This is a genomic window from Kribbella koreensis (genome assembly GCF_039525325.1).
Lineage (GTDB): Bacteria > Actinomycetota > Actinomycetes > Propionibacteriales > Kribbellaceae > Kribbella > Kribbella koreensis.
On sequence record NZ_BAAAHK010000021.1, the window covers coordinates 15538 to 33294 of the forward strand.

17 protein-coding genes are annotated in these 17757 nt (G+C 68.3%); 10 read left to right on the top strand and 7 right to left on the bottom strand.

The genetic code is table 11. The annotated features are described in order from the left end of the window. Positions 1-105 precede the first annotated feature (105 nt). The 3 genes from ABD116_RS36685 (at position 106) to ABD116_RS36695 (ending at position 2514) form a co-directional block, all read left to right on the top strand. On the top strand, positions 106-1218 hold the full coding sequence (locus ABD116_RS36685) for a TIGR03118 family protein (RefSeq protein WP_343981593.1): 1113 nt from the start codon (positions 106-108) through the stop codon (positions 1216-1218). Positions 1219-1334: 116 nt separating this feature from the next. Next, positions 1335-1508, top strand: coding sequence for a hypothetical protein (locus ABD116_RS36690; RefSeq protein ID WP_343981596.1), 174 nt, complete (start codon positions 1335-1337; stop codon positions 1506-1508). Positions 1509-1515: 7 nt separating this feature from the next. Beyond that, on the top strand, positions 1516-2514 hold the full coding sequence (locus tag ABD116_RS36695; RefSeq protein WP_343981599.1) for a hypothetical protein: 999 nt from the start codon (positions 1516-1518) through the stop codon (positions 2512-2514). On the opposite strand, the gene ABD116_RS36700 is transcribed toward ABD116_RS36695, so the two are convergent. From ABD116_RS36700 to ABD116_RS36710, 3 genes are read right to left on the bottom strand one after another with little or no spacing between them, the layout of a single operon-like run. Next, positions 2504-3382, bottom strand: coding sequence for a GNAT family N-acetyltransferase (locus ABD116_RS36700; RefSeq protein WP_343981602.1), 879 nt, complete (start codon positions 3380-3382; stop codon positions 2504-2506). The two genes, ABD116_RS36695 and ABD116_RS36700, sit on opposite strands and share 11 nt — an antisense overlap. A gap of 13 nt (positions 3383-3395) precedes the next feature. Continuing rightward, positions 3396-3935 (bottom strand): hypothetical protein, encoded by a 540-nt coding sequence (locus ABD116_RS36705; protein ID WP_343981606.1) that lies wholly within the window; start codon positions 3933-3935, stop codon positions 3396-3398. Next, positions 3928-4752 carry a class I SAM-dependent methyltransferase gene (locus ABD116_RS36710; RefSeq protein ID WP_343981609.1) on the bottom strand — a complete coding sequence of 275 codons (825 nt, stop codon included), beginning with the start codon at positions 4750-4752 and terminating at the stop codon, positions 3928-3930. The genes ABD116_RS36705 and ABD116_RS36710 overlap by 8 nt, the downstream gene beginning before the upstream one ends. A 201-nt stretch (positions 4753-4953) precedes the next feature. On the opposite strand from ABD116_RS36710, the gene ABD116_RS36715 reads away from it, so the two are divergent. Next, the gene (locus ABD116_RS36715) at positions 4954-5205 is read left to right on the top strand and encodes a hypothetical protein (protein WP_343981612.1); all 252 of its coding nucleotides are present in this window, start codon (positions 4954-4956) and stop codon (positions 5203-5205) included. Between the two features lie 45 nt (positions 5206-5250). Here the strand turns inward: ABD116_RS36715 and ABD116_RS36720 are convergent, their stop codons facing one another. Both ABD116_RS36720 and ABD116_RS36725 read right to left on the bottom strand, forming a co-directional pair. Then, positions 5251-5814, bottom strand: a complete 564-nt coding sequence (locus ABD116_RS36720) for a cysteine dioxygenase (RefSeq protein WP_343981615.1) — start codon at positions 5812-5814, stop codon at positions 5251-5253. Further along, positions 5811-6725: an amidohydrolase family protein gene (locus ABD116_RS36725; RefSeq protein ID WP_343981618.1), complete on the bottom strand. Its 915-nt coding sequence runs from the start codon at positions 6723-6725 to the stop codon at positions 5811-5813. The genes ABD116_RS36720 and ABD116_RS36725 overlap by 4 nt, the downstream gene beginning before the upstream one ends. A gap of 148 nt (positions 6726-6873) precedes the next feature. On the opposite strand from ABD116_RS36725, the gene ABD116_RS36730 reads away from it, so the two are divergent. Then, the gene (locus ABD116_RS36730; protein WP_343981621.1) at positions 6874-7887 is read left to right on the top strand and encodes a LacI family DNA-binding transcriptional regulator; all 1014 of its coding nucleotides are present in this window, start codon (positions 6874-6876) and stop codon (positions 7885-7887) included. Positions 7888-8019: 132 nt separating this feature from the next. Here ABD116_RS36730 and ABD116_RS36735 read toward each other — a convergent pair whose 3' ends face one another. Further along, positions 8020-9483, bottom strand: a complete 1464-nt coding sequence (locus tag ABD116_RS36735) for a GAF domain-containing protein (protein WP_343981624.1) — start codon at positions 9481-9483, stop codon at positions 8020-8022. A gap of 123 nt (positions 9484-9606) precedes the next feature. On the opposite strand from ABD116_RS36735, the gene adh reads away from it, so the two are divergent. Next, a complete protein-coding gene (gene adh / locus ABD116_RS36740) occupies positions 9607-11130 on the top strand; it encodes an aldehyde dehydrogenase (RefSeq protein WP_343981627.1) in 1524 nt (507 codons plus the stop codon). Positions 11131-11136: 6 nt separating this feature from the next. Further along, positions 11137-11514: a DUF779 domain-containing protein gene (locus ABD116_RS36745; protein ID WP_343981630.1), complete on the top strand. Its 378-nt coding sequence runs from the start codon at positions 11137-11139 to the stop codon at positions 11512-11514. Positions 11515-11572: 58 nt separating this feature from the next. Here ABD116_RS36745 and ABD116_RS36750 read toward each other — a convergent pair whose 3' ends face one another. Next, positions 11573-12118: a hypothetical protein gene (locus ABD116_RS36750; protein WP_343981633.1), complete on the bottom strand. Its 546-nt coding sequence runs from the start codon at positions 12116-12118 to the stop codon at positions 11573-11575. Positions 12119-12366: 248 nt separating this feature from the next. On the opposite strand from ABD116_RS36750, the gene ABD116_RS36755 reads away from it, so the two are divergent. The 3 genes from ABD116_RS36755 to ABD116_RS36765 all read left to right on the top strand — a co-directional run bounded on the left by ABD116_RS36755 (position 12367) and on the right by ABD116_RS36765 (position 17674). Further along, positions 12367-13563, top strand: coding sequence for a S53 family peptidase (locus ABD116_RS36755; protein ID WP_343981636.1), 1197 nt, complete (start codon positions 12367-12369; stop codon positions 13561-13563). A 99-nt stretch (positions 13564-13662) separates the two neighbouring features. Continuing rightward, the gene (locus ABD116_RS36760; protein WP_343981639.1) at positions 13663-14664 is read left to right on the top strand and encodes a hypothetical protein; all 1002 of its coding nucleotides are present in this window, start codon (positions 13663-13665) and stop codon (positions 14662-14664) included. An 85-nt stretch (positions 14665-14749) separates the two neighbouring features. Beyond that, positions 14750-17674 carry a M36 family metallopeptidase gene (locus tag ABD116_RS36765; protein WP_343981642.1) on the top strand — a complete coding sequence of 975 codons (2925 nt, stop codon included), beginning with the start codon at positions 14750-14752 and terminating at the stop codon, positions 17672-17674. Positions 17675-17757 lie beyond the last annotated feature (83 nt).

The following is a 17757-nucleotide window of genomic DNA, read 5'->3' on the forward strand; positions in this document are numbered from 1 at the left end:
CCCACGTTTTCGGTTTCGCCATGTCTATCGCGCGAACCGCTGAACCGGCCAGACCTTTCGCTCGTATGGGTGGTGTTCGACTTCGCCAACCGACAGGAAAGTGTCATGTCGCTTCGCTTCAAGGGACGCCCACTCGCCGCCGCCGCCGCTCTGGTCGGCGGACTGGCACTGGTCGTTCCCGCCACCGCCAGCGCGCACGAGCCGTCCGAGCACGAGTCGCGCAACAACCTCGCCGTCCACCAGGTCAACCTGGTCTCCGACGTACCGGGTCAGGCCGCGCTGCTCGATCCCGACCTGGTCAACCCGTGGGGCCTGGCCCTCGGCGCGACCTCACCGCTGTGGGTGTCCAACCAGGGCACCTCGTCGTCGACGCTGTACTCCTCGGCGGCCGGCGCGACCACGGCGACCAAGGTGCCGACGGTTCGCGTCAACGTCCCGGCCCCGACCGGCCAGGTGGCCAACGCCGGTACCGGGTTCCAGTTGGCTCCTGGTGTGTCAGCCCGCTTCATCTTCTCGACCCTGACCGGTCAGATCGCCGCTTGGGGACCGCCCGCGACGCCGCTGATCGGCGACGCCCAGATCAAGGCCACCACTCCGGGTGCGGTCTACACCGGCCTGGCCATCGCCACCGCGACGAAGGGCGACCAGCTGTACGCCGCCGACTTCGCACAGGGCAAGATCGACGTCTTCGACAACGCCTTCGCCCCGGTCGCGCAGCCCGCGTGGGCCTTCAAGGACGCGTACCTTCCGAAGGGTTACAGCCCCTACAACGTGCAGACGCTGAACGGCCGGATCTTCGTCGCGTACGTCAAGGTCGACCCGGTGACCCACCGCCCCGCCAGCGGTAAGGGCCTCGGCATCGTCGACGAGTACTCCGTCAACGGCAAGTTCGTCGACCGGATCGTCTCGCACGACTCGCTGAACGCGCCGTGGGGTCTGGCGATCGCGCCTGCTTCGTGGGGTAAGCAGGCGGGAGCGCTGCTGGTCGGCAACTTCGGCGACGGCCGGATCAACGTCGTCGAGGCCAAGAACCACGGCCGTTTCCAGCACAAGGTCGCGAGTCAGGTGCGCGACGCCGCGACCGGCAAGCCGGTGGTCATCCCGGGTCTGTGGGCCCTGACCTCCGGTACGGCGACAACTGGTGGCACCGACGCGATCTGGTTCTCCGCCGGCATCGCGAACGAGACGCACGGGCTGCTCGGCGTACTCCGTAAGTGACACCTGTTGGGTGAACGGGTGAGGGGCTGAGGATGCCAGGGGGATCCTCAGCCCCTTTCCTGTTCGTCACTCAGCGTGCATGCTGTCCGTGGGAAATCACTGTGGGGGTGACGCGGATGGCGGACGTGTACTGCCGGTGGGAACGCCGGCGCTACCAGGACTCGGAGTTCGAGCAGACCGACAACGGGGTGCTGGTGCATGTGGGCAGCAGCCCGCTGCACACGGTCAACGGCCGGCTCGTCGATCCAGGCGAACTGGAGACCGCGGACGCCGACCCGAATGAGGAGTAGCCGATTGTTGCGGCTCCCCCGTGGCCTGCCGCGACCCGCCAGCAGAGAGGAACGTACTGCCTTCTATGCGGCGCGGATCGCGCTGGCGACGAAGAGGTACGAGGCTGAGCTGGCCGAACACGCTGCGGTCGCGACAGCGGCTCGTGTGGAGCAGGCTGCCGTCACCAGTGCCGACCGGGCGGAGCAGGCCGCCGTACTGGCCGCTGATCGCGCCGAGGGCAAAGCCGATCTGGATGCTGATCGGGCGTCGGCCGCGGCCTTCAGTGAGGCGGTGCTTGCGGTTGCCAAGGGCGGGATCGATCGGGCCCGGGCGAGCGCCGAATTCGTCCAGAAGGGCGCGACGGCGATCTTCGCGCTCTACACCGGCGCGTTGACGCTCGCCTTCTCGGTCACCGACAACCCGTTGCCTGCCCGCGGCATCCTGCCCAGCCTGTTCCTCGGTTTCGCCATCCTGCTCGCGACCGCGTACCTGGCCTTCCTCACGCGTGGCGACCGGGTCAAGGACCCGGCGGACGCGGCCGGCGTACCGGAGGCGCAGCTGAACCGCACCCGAACCTTCGTGGAGTGGACCAACACCAGCGTCCTCAACCGCGCCCCACTGCTCCGCTGCGCGGTCGTTGCCTTGGGCATCGGTGTCGTCGCGCTCCCCGCGCCCTTCCTCACCCCACCTTCACATCAGACCGTCGCAGCCATCACCTGCGCGGCCGGTCAGGAGAAGGACCCGACCACCGGGGTCTGTCTGACGGCCTGGCCGCCGGTCCCGACCGGTCCCGCGACGGATGCTGCTCTGCGGCAGAAGCTCTACGAAGCTCAACTCACCGAGGTCACGGCGAGCCGCGTCTCGGCCCGATCCGGCGCGACCGCGGCGCCCGACGACACCGCGTGGGTCCTCGGCGCGGCCGGGGCCGGTCTGCTGTTGATCTTCCTTCCGCTGCTGCTGGCCGGCCTCAAGCGTCCTGGCCGAATGTCTTTCGGCGGCATCCCGATCTCGTTCCTCAACGAGTGAGCTGCTTCTCGAACCAGTGGTGGGCGTACGGCTCGTCGTTGAAGGCCGGTACTTCGGTGTAGCCGGCGGCCCGGTAGAGCGCGATCGCCTCGGTGAGGTTGCGGTTCGTCTCCAGTCTCAGCGCTGAAGCTCCGTGTGCGGCTGCCTGCTTCTCGAGTTCGGTGAGGAGGCGGCGGCCGAGTCCGAGGCCGCGGACGTCGGGTGAGACCCACATGCGCTTGGCCTCGGCCGGCTCGTCTTGGTGGAACTTGAGAGCGCCGCAGCCGACCGGCTCGGAGTGCAGGGTCGCGACCAGGAGCAGGCCGGCCGGCAGGGTGAGCTCGTCGGTGGTGGCCGAGATGGTGCGGGCGTGGTCGAAGCCGGCGTCGAAGCGAGCGCCTAGCTCATCGAAGTACGACTGCAGGCAGTACTTCGCGTCCGGGTGGCGCGGGTCGGCGATGCCGACGGTGACCGTCGAGGCGATCAGCAGGCGCTCGACCTCGGCCATCGCGGCGATCAGCCGGGCGCGCTGCGATTCGCTGAGCGGGTCGAGGATCGAGGCGGCGAGGTCGTCGGAGCGCTGGTCGAGGACCGCGCGCTCCTTCAGTCCTTGGGCGGTGAGCCGGGCGGTGCGGACCCGGCCGTCGTCGCTGTTCTGCTCGACCTCGACCAGGCCGTCGTTCTCGAGGATGCGGAGCAGGCGGCTCAGGTACCCGGAATCGAGATCGAGCCGGGACCGCAGCGAGCGCACGTCGCAGCCGTCCAGGCCGATCTCCCAGAGCACCCGGGCTTGTCCCAGCGGCCGGTCGCGCGCCATGTAGGTGTCGCTGAGCGCGCCGATCCGCTGGGTCACCGTGCGGTTGAATCTCCTGACGTCGGAAATACTCATTTCCTGACTATAGTCAGAGAAATGCCAGATCGATCGGATCCCGGCGCTGATACGGCCGCCATTCGGTCAGATACGGGTGTACCAGCCACCTGATCCGCCCCGTCTCCTCCGTCCAGGTCCCCGGCGCCGCCACCCAGTCCCGCACTCCGGACCGCAGCACCCCACCCACCCTCTCCACCTGCTCCCGAGGCACCGACCCCCGCACCACGAAAAACATCCACCGCCGGGTAGCCGGCGCCATCGCCGTAGGACACCCCGACTTCACCCGATGATTGAGCACCGCCCCGTACTCCGCCGGCAGCTCCATCACATCAACCCACTCAGCCACCAACGCAATCTCCCAGGCCGGCTGATTTTCGGACCAGACCGCTGCCGCCCGGGAGCCGTCGCGGACCACCTCGTCTCCTACGAGGTGGGGCTCCGGGCAGGTTTTGCCGTTGCCGCACGGGCACGCGCCGTTGCGGGGTACTGCGAGGGGTGCGACCGGCCAGCCGTTGGCGGCGTAGCGGACTGCGTTCTCGTGGAGCTTGCGGCGGTGGTACCGGTTAAGCACGCTGGCCGACCGCGAACAGCAACGAGCTGGACGGCACGAGCTCGGGGTGGCGGTCGGCGAGGCGCGAGCACTCCAGCGCGGTGTCCATCGGTGGCGGCTGCTGGAGCAAGTCGGGTAGCTCGATCTCACCGAAGTACCGGTCGATCGCGATGGTCAGCCAGCCACCCGGGCCGGTCAGCCCATGGATGGTGACAGATGCCAGACCTGCGTTGACCAGCTCGGTCCGCAGCTGGGTGGTCGTGTGATAGACCGTCTCCGCCATCCGCTCGTTGTCCGGGCTGAACCCGGTCTCGAGAATGTCCGTCACTACCTGCTGCCTGGTCAGCAACGTGTTGGCGATGGTCGAGCCGATCAAGTTGGCCGCCCGGTTGATCGCCACCACCGCGACGAACCCACCCGGCCGCACCACCCGGATCGCCTCCCTCAGCGCCAGCCGCCGATCCGACGCCTCGGTCAGGTGATAGATCGGCCCCGCCAGCAACGCCGCATCGAACTGCTCGTTCTCCCACGGCAACCGCCGCGCATCCCCTTTGATCGCGCTGATCCCCGCCGCCGTCGCCTGCGCCACGTGCCGATCCACGGGGTCGAGCAACTCGACCGAATACCCCAGTTGCTTCAACCAGCACGCATGCGCCCCCGGCCCACCCCCGATATCCGCCACGTCAGCCGGCGCCTCCGGCAAGTACTGCCTCAACAGATGCTGCGTCCGCGCCATCTCGAACCGCCCCCGCCAAGTACTCCGCAGCCGAACCTCCTCGTTACACCGCTCCGTGTACTGCCCCTCAATCCCAACCTGTACCTGCGCCTGTGCCGTCATACCAACCACCCTGCAGACCCCAAGCCCCCGACAGCAGGCCATCCCCAGGGCAACCTCGGGGCATCTCAGGGCAGATCCCCAATCCACAACCCCGACCTTTGCTGTGGACAACTTGACCGGCTCCGGCCACGCCGAAATCCCTGATCCACAAGGCCTTTCCGGCGTCGAAAACTGTCGGCGGCACTGTCTACCGTTGTGCTCATGGAGATCCCGCAGCTACGACCAGCGTGTCGACACAGTGACAGCGAACTGCTGATCACCATCGACACGGTCGAAGCTGCCCGCGACACCCTCGACTCCTACCGCCTCGAACTCCTCGCCGACCTCGACTCCCGCGGCCTGGCCCGCGAACTCGGCGCCAAAGACACCACCGAGCTCCTCACCCTGCGCTGCATCTGGTTGCTGGGAAGTTCCACCAGCACGACAGACGCTCCTTCACCCAGGTGGTGGTGAAGGAGCGTCTGTTCGAAGCCACCCGGAGGCTGAAGGCTGACTGCGTCAGTCGAGGGGACGTAGTTCGTCGGCGTAGGAGACTGAGACTCGGCGGAGGACGCCTTCTTTTACTGAGTATTGGCCCATGCGCCAGAGTGGGGGGCTGTAGGCGTGGACGGTGACGCTGCCCTTGGCTGAGCCGACTACCCGGTGGATGTGTTCGGGGCCGAAGCCGTAGACGTCGCCGGCTTCGATGGTGGTTTCGATGGGCTCGGTGCCGATGGCGAGGTTGTGTTCGACGAGCTCGCCGCGGGCGACCGCTACCGCGCCGGAGGAGACGTCGTGGTCGTGCCAGCCGGTGTCGTTGACGGGGGTCCAGCAGATCAGCCAGACGTCGACGTTGGCGTCGCGGTGCAGGGAGGCGAAGACTCGTTCGTCGTCGCTGTAGGCGACCTTGTCCTCCCACAGGTGCGGCTGGGCGGCCAAGCCACCGGCCAGTTCGGCCAGTTCGCCGGGGGTGAGATCACGTCCCGGGAGGTTGTCGAGCGACAGACAGTCGTTGAGCTCCACGAGCCGGCTGGCCTGGCGCGCGGGTACGACGGGTGCGTCGGAAACGGGCTGAGCAGTCACTGCACTCCCCTCTCAGGAGGTGGCACCGGTCCGAACAGGAGCCGATGCGGGTTGTTGTGTTGGATCACCGCGGTTGCGGCGTCGCCCTGCCGGAGGTCGACGGGTCCGGCGTACGGCCGGTCGGTGCCGTGGACGACCTGGTCGATGCCGAGGACCCGGGCGACCGCGTCGATTCCCTGCGGGCCGTAGCTCGAGGTGTCGACGTACAGGTTGGAGTCGATGGTGCCGAGACGACCGCCGCGGGCAGCGAGCCGCTCGTGGTGGACAGGCGCCAGGCCGGCCGCGGCGACGAAGCAGAGCCGGAGCAGCGGGTACGTCGTACGCCCGCCGAACGCGTGCCATGCCCACCAAGCGGCCTGGAGCTGAGTCGTGTAGTCGACCACCGGCGACCACCACCCGGGCAGCTCTTCACCTGGCGGCAAAGGGGTGCCGGGATGAACGAGGATCGGCTTGTTCAGCCGCTCGGCCAGCGCCAGCAGCGGGCCGACAGCGGCCCAGCCGGCAGGCGTAGCCAGAACTTGGGCCGGCAGCTGCAGACCGAGAAACCCCTTACCCAGAAGGCCTTCCAGCCCAGCCAGGTCAGGCTCCAACAAGTTGACAGCGGCCCAGGCCTTGAAGGGCTCAGGCAGTGACGCAGCGCCGACGTGCCAGGCATCCAGCAGCAAGGAGTCACCGAGGTGCTCGATACCGAGCGGCGACGACAACGACACCCCGACCAGCGACGTCCCCGCGTCCAGTTCACCGGCGACCCGCTTGTCCACGGCATGCGCCGCCGGATCCACCTCGTACGGCGCTTCGCCGGGCGTATAGAGCGTCCAGCCGTCCAGATACGGCGCCGAAGTACGCGCCCGCAGCCGATCGACGAACTCGGCCGGCCAGAGGTGCTGGTGCACGTCGATCACATCACCCACGAGCCCACACCTCCTCCGCCGAGCCAATTTTGAAGCGCTTCAAGACATCTGTAGTGAAGCGCTTCAAAGCCTGATCTGTCAAGCGCCGTTCCAGCAACGCCCACTCTCCGACAGGTTTTTGTCCCCGCCGTGCCCTAGGGTCGATGCCATGTCCGGAACAGGCCGCAGGCCGACCCTCAAGGACATCGCAGCCGACACCGGCCTCTCGATGGCCGCCGTGTCGTACGCGTTGCGAGGTCTGCAAGGAACGCCGGAGACGCAACAGCGGGTGCAGGAAGCCGCCGAGCGTCTCGGCTACCAGGCCGACCCCGTGGCCCGCGCGCTCGCCTCCGGCCGCAGCGGCTCGATCGGCGTGCTGTGCGCCTCGCTCGAGGACCTCTGGCAGCAACGGCTGGCCGCCGCGCTCGGCCGCGAGCTGCTCGCCCCGGACCGTAACGCCTGGATCATCGACTCGGCCGGTGACGCCGACCGGCAGCTCCAGCTCGCCCAGCACCTGGTCGACCATCGCGCCGACGCGATCGTGGTGATCCCGATCGATCCGGGCGCCAAGGGCTGGGCCAAGATCGCCCAGCAGGCGCCGGTGATCGCCATCGGCGACGCACTGCCGGCCGCGAAGGCGAAGTCCGAGGTGCTGTTCGACAACGAGACCGGAGTCAGCACGGCGCTGCAGCGGCTGGCCGACGCCGGTCACCGCGACATCGTCGTACTGAGCCCGTCCCGCCGGTTCGAGGTGGAGCGGCCGGCCGAGGAGATCGCCCAGCGGATCGCCTTCGGGCTGAAGGTCAAGGTGCGGATCGTGCCCTGCCCGCACGACCTGGCCGGCGCCACCGAGGTCGCCCGCGAGGTGCTCACCGGGGACCGTCGGCCGACCGGCATCCTGGCGCTCGCCGACTCGATGGCCTTCGGCGTGTACGCCGCCTGCAAGGAGCTCGGCATCTGCGTCCCCGACGACCTGTCCCTGCTCGGGTACGACGACCAGCCGATGTCCCAGCTGCTCAGCCCGCCGCTGTCCACCTTCCACTGGCCGCTGGACGACCTGGTCGCCGACGTCGTGAGCCGCGTCACGTCGGCCGTCGACACCAACCGCCGGGTCCGCCGGACGACGGTCGAGCCGACCCTGATCGAGCGTGGCTCGGTCGCCGCCCCGCCCCCTGGCCAGTAGAACCGAGCTGGGGCGTGACGGCGACTCTGAGTCACCCACGACGGTCACACCTGCGAAACTAGACTAGTTCACTGCACTTAAATTCCACTGTCCAGATACTGAACGCCGGATACCGAACGTCAGTCGCAGCCCTCAGCCGGCGAGCCGATCCAGCCGGGCGGCAACCGCGGCCCGGCGATGGTCACCGGCCGGCAGCAGCCGATCGAGCACCTCGAAGATCTCCAGATCCTCGGCCCCCGTCGGCGTCTCCGCGAACCGCCACAGCAGCTCGGCATCAGCCGAACCCAGTACTGCGCGCCGCAACGTCGCATCCAATTCGTCCCGCTCCACCCGCAAGGCCGGCGCATCCGAGCGCCCGAGCAGCGGCCCGGAATACAACTCCAGAGCCCGAGCCAGGTCGCCAAGACGCAGAGCCAACTGCACATCGCTGACGTCCCCCGACACCTCCGCGACGATCCGATACGGCTTGGTGTCGAGTACGCCCGGCCCGAGCAGGTTCCGCAGCCGATGCATCTCGGCCCGCACCGTCGCCGGATTGCCCTCGTCCCCATACAGGTGCAGCATCAACTGCTCAGCCGTGAGCCCGGCCGGATGGAGGAGCAGCAACGCGAGCACCTCGGCCCGGCGCAGCGTCAGCGCGATCTCACGGGTCCCGACGACAGCGGCGGGCTGGTCCGCGCCCAGCAGCCTCAACCGCAGGAGCGGGCGGCGTCGGCGTACCGGGCCTGGGATACGCAACAGGTAGCCCTCGTCCAGCTGCTCGACCACGGCCTCGCGTCCATCGCCGAGCTCGACGCGTGACGCGCCAGCGGAGACGTCGAGGCGATCAGGCAGCCAGGCCAGCGGCTGGACCGCCAGCACCCGTCCGGTCGGCGTGAGCAGCGCTCCGGGCGAATCACCAAGCGCGATCAAGTGCCGCATGTTGCGAGCGCGCAGCGTCTCGTCAGCCGCAGCCATCCGCACCCGGAGCTGCCCCTCGGCCAACTGAGCAGCCGCTGTCACCAGAGCCATCATCGCCGGATGGACCGTCCGCAACGGCCCGCTGACGTCGATCGCCCCGATCACCTTGCCGGTATCCGGGTCATGGACCGGCGCCGCGGCACACGTCCACGCGTGAATACGGCGTACCAGATGTTCGGCCGAGTGGATCTGGACCGATTGATCGGTAGCCAGCGCAGTACCCATCCCATTGGTACCGATCGCATCCTCGGACCACACCGCCCCCTCGGTCAGCGCGATCCGGTCGGCCTGCCGGCGAACATCGGCCGCCCCCTCGCGCCAGAGGATCAGCCCCTGCGCGTCCGTGACGATCATGATGTGGGACGCCTCGTCCGCGATGGTCGTCAGAGTCGCGCGGAGGATCGGCAGTACCGCGTGCAACGGGTGGTCCTCGCGCAAGGACTCCAGCACGTCGGCCGGCAGGACCAACGGCGGCCCGTCCAGCTCCGGATCGACGGATGCCGCCAGCGATCGTTGCCAGGACTCGGCGACCAACGGCCTCGGCGCGGCAGGGCGCGGCACACCAGGCACCCGGACTCCGCCGAGCACCTCGTCGTACAGCTCACTGAGCCGCCGTGCCCTTTCGCCGGGGTCCACGCTCCAGCCTCACCCGGAACGGGCGGTCAGACAAGGGTGTACCAGGCCACAAAGCTATGCAACGTCCTTGCAACGTCGCCCGGCCTAGCTTGCGCAGCACCGCTCTTTTCTGCAGGAGGACCTATGACGATCTATGCAGCCCCAGGGCAGGACGGCAGTCCCGTCAGCTTCAAGTCCCGGTACGACCACTTCATCGGTGGTGAATGGGTGCCGCCGGCCAAGGGCGGGTACTTCGAGAACCCCACGCCGGTGACCGGCGAGACCTTCACCGAGATCGCGCGCGGCACCTCCGACGACGTCGAGGCAGCCCTCGACGCCGCCCACGGAGCCGCGCCGGGCTGGGGCCGGACCTCGGCGGCCGAGCGCGCGAACATCCTGAACAAGATCGCCGACCGGATCGAGGACAACCTCGAACTGCTCGCCGTCGCCGAGACGTGGGACAACGGCAAGGCGGTCCGCGAGACGCTGGCCGCGGACATGCCGCTGGCCGTCGACCACTTCCGGTACTTCGCCGGCGCGCTGCGCGCGCAGGAGGGCTCGATCTCCCAGGTCGACGACGACACCGTCGCCTACCACTTCCACGAGCCGCTCGGTGTCGTCGCCCAGATCATCCCGTGGAACTTCCCGATCCTGATGGCGACCTGGAAGCTGGCGCCCGCGCTGGCCGCCGGCAACGCCGTCGTGCTCAAGCCGGCCGAGCAGACGCCCGCGTCGATCCATGTCCTGATGGAGCTGATCGCCGACCTGATCCCGCCGGGGGTGCTGAACATCGTCAACGGGTTCGGCGTCGAGGCCGGCAAGCCGCTTGCGTCCAGCAACAGAGTCGCCAAGGTCGCGTTCACTGGTGAGACCACGACCGGCCGGCTCATTATGCAGTACGCCTCGGAGAACATCATCCCGGTGACGCTGGAGCTCGGCGGCAAGAGCCCGAACCTGTTCTTCGACGACGTCGCCAGCTCCCGTGACGACTTCTACGACAAGGCGCTCGAGGGCTTCACGATGTTCGCGCTGAACCAGGGCGAGGTCTGCACCTGCCCGTCCCGCGCGTTGATCCAGGCCGGCATCTACGACTCGTTCCTCAACGACGCGAAGGCGCGCACCGAGGCGGTCAAGCAGGGCAACCCGCTGGACACCGACACGATGATGGGCGCGCAGGCCAGCAACGACCAGTACGAGAAGATCCTGTCGTACATCGACATCGGCAAGGCCGAGGGCGCCAAGGTGATCACCGGCGGCGAGAAGGCCGACCTCGGCGGCAACCTCAGTGGCGGCTACTACGTCCAGCCGACCATCTTCGAGGGCGACAACAAGATGCGGATCTTCCAGGAGGAGATCTTCGGGCCGGTCGTCTCGGTGACCAGGTTCGACGACTACGCCGACGCGATCAAGATCGCCAACGACACCCTGTACGGGCTCGGCGCCGGCGTCTGGTCGCGGGACATGAACACGGCGTACCGGGCCGGCCGCGAGATCCAGGCCGGGCGGGTCTGGACGAACTGCTACCACGCCTACCCGGCGCACGCGGCCTTCGGCGGCTACAAGAACTCGGGCATCGGCCGGGAGAACCACAAGATGATGCTCGACCACTACCAGCAGACCAAGAACCTGCTGGTCAGCTACAGCCCGAACAAGCTCGGCTTCTTCTAAAACGTCATGGTCGAAAGGGTTTCGTACACGGAGGAGGCGGCGGAGTTGCTCCGTCGCCTCACCGAGATCCATGGCCCGCTGATGTTCCATCAGTCCGGCGGGTGCTGCGACGGCAGCTCGCCGATGTGCTACCCGGACGGCGAGTTCAGGACCGGCAACGCGGACATCCTGCTGGGTGACCTCGACGTGGCCGGGCTCGACCAGCCGATCTCGTTCTGGATGTCGAAGAACCAGTACGAGTACTGGAAGCACACCCACCTGACCGTCGACGTCGTCAAAGGCCGCGGCAGCGGCTTCTCCGTCGAGGCGCCGGAAGGCGTCCGCTTCCTGATCCGTTCCCGTCTGTTCAGCGACCAGGAGTCCGAGGCTCTCGGCCTGCTCTGACGTGGGACCCCAAGCGAGTGCCGGCCGCCCGGTGGCGTTGCCGGACGGCCGGCACTCTTCAGCTGCCCAAGTAGGCAGTCAATTCCTCGGTACTCCGTACGCCGTGCTCGAGCACCGCCGGATAGATGTCCGACCCGCCAACCGCGTCCGGGTACACCGGATAGGTGCTCTTGAGCCGCAGAATCGCTTCCTTCTCCTCATCACTCGCCGCCCCGACCCGCAACGCGTCCGCGACATGCGGCCGGTCGACGGCGTGCAGCCAGACGGTCAGCTCGACCTTCCAGCCGGCGTACCCGAGTACCGCGTAGAAGCGCTCGTCGGTGAGCTGCGGCGTCGGCCGGCGCTCTCCCCGTTCGTCGCGGAAGTCGACCGACAGCAACTCGACCCGCGCCGCGATGTCGGCAAGCCCGGCCAGTACCTCGCAAGCCGTTGCCGAGGGCGCCGTGAACATGACGTCCAGGTCGCGGAGCACCATCAGTCCCGAGCGCGCGCTGCCGATCAGCGACGGCGGCCCGAGGGACGGGAACGCGTGCTCCAGATCGAGCCTACGAAGTACCTCGTGGGCCTCCGTCTGTAGTGCCTCCGCCTCGGCCAGCAGGTCCATGAAAAGGACGCTAACCGAAAAGTCGGGGGGAATCCTTCGGATTACGCCGAAGGGGCAGATCTGGGCGGGATGGCGGGGAAAACCGTTGTGCTGCAAGGGGTTCGCGCAGCGGTACCCATGACATTTGTCAGGGATCGGATCGCTGGATTCCGGGGTCCGGGCAGGCGCACGATTCCGAACACCAATCACGCCGGTTCCGCCCCAGACCGAGATGATCAGGGCGGGCCTGCCCAGCTCGAGGAGTTCTGTTGAAGCAACGGATTCTCGTGTCCGCCCTGGGCGTCGGCGCACTAGCCGTCGCAGGACTGACCAGCCAAGGGGCCGCCGCGGCTCCCACCCCGTACACAGCCGGAAAGCACGCCGCGCAGGTCTGCAGCACCGCGAAGGCGGCCCACACCGCCTCGTGCCATGCGCTCAAGCTCGTGGACGCCGCCGGGAAGTCGGTGACGTCAGCCGCTCCGCCCGCGACCGGTCTCACCCCGACCGGGCTGCGGGACGCGTACAAGTTGAACGGGCTGAGCGCGAACGGCCGTACGGTCGCCATCGTCGACGCCTACGGCTACCCGAACCTGGAGCGCGACCTCGGCGTCTACCGCTCGCAGTTCGGGCTGTCCGCCTGCACGATCGCCAACGGCTGCCTGCGCATCATCAACCAGACCGGCGGGACCACGCTGCCGTCCTTCAACGTCGGCTGGGCCGGCGAGCAGGCGCTCGACGTCGACGCGGTCTCGGCCGCCGCACCGGACGCCAAGATCGTTGTGGTGCAGGCGAAGTCGGCCAGCTTCGCCGACCTCGGCACCGCGGTGGTCACCGCCTCCAAGCAGCCCGGCGTAGTAGCCATCTCGAACAGCTACGGCGGCGGCGACGCCTCCGACGCGACGTACGGGTCCTACTACAACCACCCGGGCATCGCTGTCACCGCTTCGACCGGTGACGACGGCTACCAGGGCGGCAGCTACCCGGCTTCGTCGTCCTACACGACTGCTGTCGGTGGTACGTCGCTGGTCTCGGCCGGCAACAGCCGTGGCTGGTCGGAGAGTGTCTGGAGTGGTGCGGGTTCGGGCTGCTCGACGTACAACACCGCGCTGAGTGCGGCATCCACCTTCGGCACCGGTTGCTCGAAGCGTGCGATGGCTGACGTCTCGGCGGCGGCTGACCCGAGCAAGGGCGGGATGGCGATCTACTACCCGACCAGCAAGACGGCCTCCACCTGGGCGCAGTTCGGCGGTACGAGTGAGGCCGCGCCGATCATCGCCTCGGTCTACGCACTGTCGGGCAACACCGCCGGTTACGCGAACGCACTGCCGTACGCGCACGCCAGCTCGCTGTTCGACGTGACCAGCGGCAGCAACGGCTCGTGCCCCACGACCCAGTGGTGCAACGCCCGGACCGGCTGGGACGGCCCGACCGGCCTCGGCACGCCGAACGGCGCCGGCGCCTTCTAAACCGGCGAACCCCACTCAGGGTTGATCCGGGGTAGGCCCAGGCCCAATAGGGGGCCTGGGCCTACTGTGCGGCGAGTCCGCGATCCCGACGATCGATACATGACAACTGTGGGGGAAATCCGAACCGAAGTACCGGTACTTCCGGCCAGGCCGCGACGTCTGCACCGGCCACTGATCGCGGTCGCGGCGGCGGCATCCGTGCTGGTCCTGATCGGCATCGTGGGCGCGCTGTTCGACGATCGGCAGCTGCTCGGGCATCCGATCTGGATGAAGCCGCTCAAGTTCTCGATCAGCTTCGCGGCGTACTGCGTGACGCTGGCCTGGTTCCTGTCGCTGCAGACCAAGGCGCGCCGGCTCGGCTGGTGGATGGGCACCTTCGTGGCGCTGGGTATCGCCGCCGAGCTGGCGATCATCGTCGGTCAGGTCGCCGTCCGGGGCCGCCAGCTGCACTTCAACCAGTCCACCCCGACCGACACGCTGTTCCACGACCTGATGGCGACGACGATCTACGTGGTCTACATCGCCGTCTTCGTGATCGCGGTCCAACTGCTCTTCGACAAGCCCGGCGACAAGGCGCTGCGCTGGAGCATCCGGCTCGCCCTCGGCACCACTCTGGTCGGGATGCTGCTCGGCTCGCTGATGTTCCGCGCCACCCCGGCCCAGGAGAGGGCGATCGCGGCGACCGGCCGGGAGGACTTCTTCGGCGCGCACTCGGTCGGTGTCGAGGACGGCGGTCCCGGGATGCCCATCACCGGCTGGAGCACCCAGGGCGGCGACCTGCGGATCGGGCACTTCCTCGGCATCCACTCGCTGCAGCTGATCCCGTTGGTTGCCCTCGGCCTCATTCTGCTCGCCCGCCGGTTCCCGGTACTCCGCCCAGAGGGCCCGCGGACGGCCCTCGTATGGATCGCCGCCGCGGCGTACGCCGGACTGGTCTGGCTGACCATCTGGCAGGCGCAACGCGGCGAATCCCTTGTCCACCCAGGGCAGTCGACACTCCTCGCAGCCGGATCGTTGCTCACCGCGACGACTGTGGCATCGCTCGCAGTACTGGTCCGGGCACGAAGGACAACCCTCGCTTCCGCGTCATTCCGCAAATAACCCTTCCCCACGCCGACCGCCCGGCTTAAGGTCGGCCGGACGGGTCGTGGAGGGCGATCCGCGCGACTTTCTCTGGAGCACAGTTGTGAGAGTTTCTGGCAAGGGACGGGGGCTGCTGGCGGTTACCGCCGTCGGCGCATCCACCGTCCTGGCTGTAACGGCCGGCGGTGGCGCGATGGCCGCCACCTCCGCCGCCCCGGACGCCAAGGCCCCGGCCGACGCCGCGAAGTCGATCACCGGCAAGGAGCGCAAGGGCAACTACGACGCCCGCACTCCCAGCGCCCGCGCGAACTACGCCCGCGCGGCGAAGGTGGTCGGCAAGGAGACCGCCGCGTCGGAGAAGTTCCGTACCTCCCTGGGCAGCCAGGGCGTGGTCGCGGTCGACGAGAACACCGGTACGCCGGCCCAGGTGACCAAGCTCAACGGCTTCCTCACCGCCAAGAGCACCAAGAAGGCCACCGAGATCGCGCTGGCCTACGTCAAGGCCCACCCCGAGGTCTTCAAGCTGTCGGCCTCCGACCTCGGCACCCTCAAGCTGAGCAAGGACTACGTCGACGACCTCGGCACCCACCACATCTCGTGGAGCCAGCAGGTCGACGGCATCGATGTGTTCGGCAACGGTCTCAAGGCCAACGTCACCAAGGCCGGCCAGCTGATCTCGCTGCAGGGCGCGCCGATCTCCGGCCTCGTCTCGCAGGCCCAGGCCCGCGAGAAGGCGGCCTCCTCGACCATCAGCGCCGACGCGGCCCGTACCGCGGCGGCCGAGGATGTCGACGCGAAGCTGGCGAACGCCACCGCGAGCACCACCGCCGGCACCACCAAGTGGAGCAGCGGCGACACCGCCAAGCAGGTCTGGTTCCACACCGCCGACGGTCTGCGCAAGGGCTGGCTGACCTATGTCAACGGCGGCGGCTCGAAGATCTACAGCCACGTGATCGACGCCCAGACCGGCGGCCTGCTGTACCGCAAGGACCTGGTCAGCGAGGGCAACGGCGACGCGCTCGTCATCGACAACTACCCGGGCGCTGCCAAGGGCGGCACCCAGCGCACCGAGAACCTGATCTACAACAAGTGGCTGCCGAAGAACGCGAAGACGCTGCTCGAGGGAACGTCTGTCGCCGCCTTCGCGGACGTGAACGACGACAACCAGCCGAACGCCGGCGAGACGGTCAAGGCGCCGGGTACGCCGACCACCTCGGAGTACAAGCTCGTCCCGTTCCAGGACAGCAGCCGGTTCTGCTCGGCCGCGTTCATCTGTACCTGGGACCCGGCCAAGCCGGACTCCTGGAAGACGAACCTGAACCAGGACGTCACCAACGCCTTCTACCTGGCCAGCAACTTCCACGACTGGCTGGCCAAGCCGCCGATCAGCTTCACCCCGGCGGCCGGCTCGTTCGACGCGGCGGGCGGCGACCCGGTGCACCTGAACGCGCTGGACGGCGCGGCGACCGGCGCCGACGGCGGACCGGACGCGAACCACGACGACAACGCGAACATGTCGACCCCGCCGGACGGCACCCCGCCGACCATGCAGATGTACCTGTGGCACTCGCCGGGCAAGTCCGACGACCAGGAGCGCTGGGTCCCCGCGAGCGGGGCGAACGACGCCAGCATCCTGTACCACGAGTACACCCACGGTCTGTCGAACCGGCTCGTCGTCGACGCCACCGGCAACTCGACGCTGAACAGCATCCAGGCCGGCTCGATGGGCGAGGCGTGGAGCGACTTCTACGCGATGGACTACCTCGTCTCACACGGCCTGGAGAAGGACACCACCGCTCCCGGTGAGGTCCTCGAGGGCAAGTACGTCGCCCACGGCCAGCTGTTCCGGACCGAGGCGATCGACTGCCGCGTGAAGGCGATCAGCCCGAACTGCGTCGCCCGCGACGGCAGCAAGGGCGGTTACACCTACGGCGACTTCCCGCACATCACCAACCGCCCCGAGGTCCACGCCTCCGGTGAGGTCTGGGCCCAGACGCTGTGGGACCTGCGGGAGCGCTTCGGCCGCGCCTACGCGCTGAGCATCATCACCCGCGCGATGGAGCTGTCCACCGCGGACCCGACGATGCTCGACATGCGTAACGCGATCGTCCAGGCCGACCTGGTGGCCAGCGGCGGCAAGAACGCCGGCATCATCTGGCAGGTCTTCGCCAACCGTGGCATGGGCTGGTTCGCCGGCGTGCTCGACGGCGGCGACGCGAACCCGATCGAGGACTTCCACGTTCCGCCGAAGACGGCCACCACGAGCATCACCGGTACCGTCACCGACAAGGACACCGGCGCTCCGGTGGCCGGCGCGCTCGTCTTCATCGGCGGCCACGCCTCCGGCTACGCGGGTGACTACTCCGCAGTGACCGGCGCCAACGGCAAGTACACGATCACCGGCGTACTGCCCGGCACCTACGGCAAGTTCGTCGTCACCGGCGCCGGCTACGAGGTACTGGGCGCTCCCGTGACGGTCAAGCCGAGCGGCACCGTCGCCAACCTGGCTCCGCGGCGCAACTGGGCCGCGTCGTCCGGCGGCGGCACGGTCTCGGACTACAACGGTCCGGACTTCTCGCCGCAGTGCGGTCCGCAGTACGCGAACGACTCCAGCCAGGGCACCGGCTGGGGCAGCACCACCGGCGACGACAACGGCACGCCGACCAACGTGATGGTGCCGAAGTTCATCACCATCACGCTGCCGGACACCGTGAACGTCACCAAGTTCTCGGTCGACCCGTCGAACACCTGTGGTGACGACCCGACCGCCGCCACCGGCCAGTACAAGATCGAGACCTCGGCCGACGGCACCACCTGGGCGACCGCCCAGGAGGGTGAGTTCACCGCCGCCAACGTCGGCAAGTACACCGAACTCGCGCCGACCGGCGCGACGGCCGGCGTGAAGTACGTCAAGTTCACGATGCTCAGCCCGCAGGTCCCGAACTTCGCGACCACCTGTCCCGGTTCCACCGTCAGCGGCTGCTCCTTCACCGACATGACGGAGATCCAGGTCTTCGGCACCAAGTAACCGCACCGATCACCATCCGCGAGGGCCGGCCGAGTACCCACTCGACCGGCCCTCCGGCTTCTGTCTCGACAATATTCAGGAGT

Excerpts from the sequence above, each read along its gene's own strand:
- ABD116_RS36685 (WP_343981593.1), top strand. The coding sequence starts at position 106 with ATGTCGCTTCGCTTCAAGGGACGCCCACTCGCCGCCGCCGCCGCTCTG.
- ABD116_RS36690 (WP_343981596.1), top strand. The coding sequence starts at position 1,335 with ATGGCGGACGTGTACTGCCGGTGGGAACGCCGGCGCTACCAGGACTCG.
- ABD116_RS36700 (WP_343981602.1), bottom strand. The coding sequence starts at position 3,382 with ATGAGTATTTCCGACGTCAGGAGATTCAACCGCACGGTGACCCAGCGG.
- ABD116_RS36710 (WP_343981609.1), bottom strand. The coding sequence starts at position 4,752 with ATGACGGCACAGGCGCAGGTACAGGTTGGGATTGAGGGGCAGTACACG.
- ABD116_RS36715 (WP_343981612.1), top strand. The coding sequence starts at position 4,954 with ATGGAGATCCCGCAGCTACGACCAGCGTGTCGACACAGTGACAGCGAA.
- ABD116_RS36730 (WP_343981621.1), top strand. The coding sequence starts at position 6,874 with ATGTCCGGAACAGGCCGCAGGCCGACCCTCAAGGACATCGCAGCCGAC.
- adh (WP_343981627.1), top strand. The coding sequence starts at position 9,607 with ATGACGATCTATGCAGCCCCAGGGCAGGACGGCAGTCCCGTCAGCTTC.
- ABD116_RS36745 (WP_343981630.1), top strand. The coding sequence starts at position 11,137 with ATGGTCGAAAGGGTTTCGTACACGGAGGAGGCGGCGGAGTTGCTCCGT.
- ABD116_RS36750 (WP_343981633.1), bottom strand. The coding sequence starts at position 12,118 with ATGGACCTGCTGGCCGAGGCGGAGGCACTACAGACGGAGGCCCACGAG.
- ABD116_RS36760 (WP_343981639.1), top strand. The coding sequence starts at position 13,663 with ATGACAACTGTGGGGGAAATCCGAACCGAAGTACCGGTACTTCCGGCC.